Genomic DNA, 1,227 nt, shown 5'->3' with positions numbered 1-1,227 from the left:
ATTACAATAAATGAACTGATACGAAAACACGAAAGGAGATCGTAACATGGGAAACGAACAGGAATTAATCATCCTAGTGGATGACAATCCCACCAATTTAATGAACGGGATCAATGTATTAAGCGCGCAATACAATGTTTTTACCGCCCCCTCCGCAAAAAAAATGTTCACCCTTCTTGAAAAACACCAACCAGGTCTGATCCTGCTTGACATCGAAATGCCGGAGATGAACGGTTACGAGGCCATCAAAATCCTCAAAGGAAAAAGTGAAACCAGGGACATCCCGGTTATTTTCCTGACCGGCAAGAGTGAAACCAACGATGAGCTTGACGGCTTAACCCTGGGCGCCATTGATTACATAACCAAACCCTTTGTACCATCACTCTTATTAAAACGTATCGAGGTACACCTCCTGGTGGAATCCCAAAAACGGACCCTGGAATCACAGAAACAAAAGCTGGAAGTTCAGCAGCAGGAATTACAGTACTACAACGACAATCTTAAAAAGGCGTTTTCCACCTATGTATCCGGGGATGTGGTACAGGACGTGATGAGCGACCCATCCCGGCTGCAGCTTGGGGGATCAAAACGGAATATGACCGCAATCTTTACGGACATCCAGGGGTTTACCACCATTGCGGAGAAACTGGACGCGGAAGATCTGGTACAGCTCCTCAATATCTATCTTTCAGACATGAGTAATATCATTCTTGAACAGAAAGGAACCATAGATAAGTATGAAGGGGATGCCATCATGTCCTTTTTCGGCGCCCCCCTGGATCTGCCGGATCACGCCCGGCGGGCCTGTACCTCGGCGGTCCTGATGAAATACAAGGAACGGGAAATCAATACCTATCTTACGGAAAAAGGCCTAAGTTCCATTCCGCTTTTTACCCGGATTGGGATCAATACGGGAGATATGGTGGTGGGGAACATGGGAAGTGAGCGGAAGATGAACTACACCATCATGGGAAACGCAGTAAACCTGGCGTCCCGGCTTGAGGGGGTGAACAAACAGTACGGAAGCCGCATACTGGTAACCGAAGAAACCTTCCGGGCGGCGGGGGATGGCTTCCTGACCCGCCGGCTCGACACGGTGCGGGTGGTAGGTGTGGTGACACCCGTACAGATCCATGAGCTTTTGGATACCGCCGAATCGGCTGCGGCGCAAACACGGCAGCTTATCGAATTATTCAACCGCGCCCGGGACATCTTTGAAAACCGGGA

The 1,227-nt window shown here is 49.3% G+C and carries 1 protein-coding gene; it reads left to right on the top strand.

The window, feature by feature from the left end; genetic code table 11:
• Window positions 1–46: 46 nt before the first annotated feature.
• Window positions 47–1,227, top strand: a 1,181-nt coding sequence (locus TPRIMZ1_RS0108255) for a response regulator (protein ID WP_010257660.1), incomplete at its 3' end; no start/stop codon positions are given.

Source organism: Treponema primitia ZAS-1, assembly GCF_000297095.1.
Taxonomy (GTDB): domain Bacteria; phylum Spirochaetota; class Spirochaetia; order Treponematales; family Breznakiellaceae; genus Termitinema; species Termitinema primitia_A.
The sequence above is the reverse complement of the archived record's forward strand: the minus strand, read 5'-3'. Positions and strand labels throughout refer to the sequence as shown.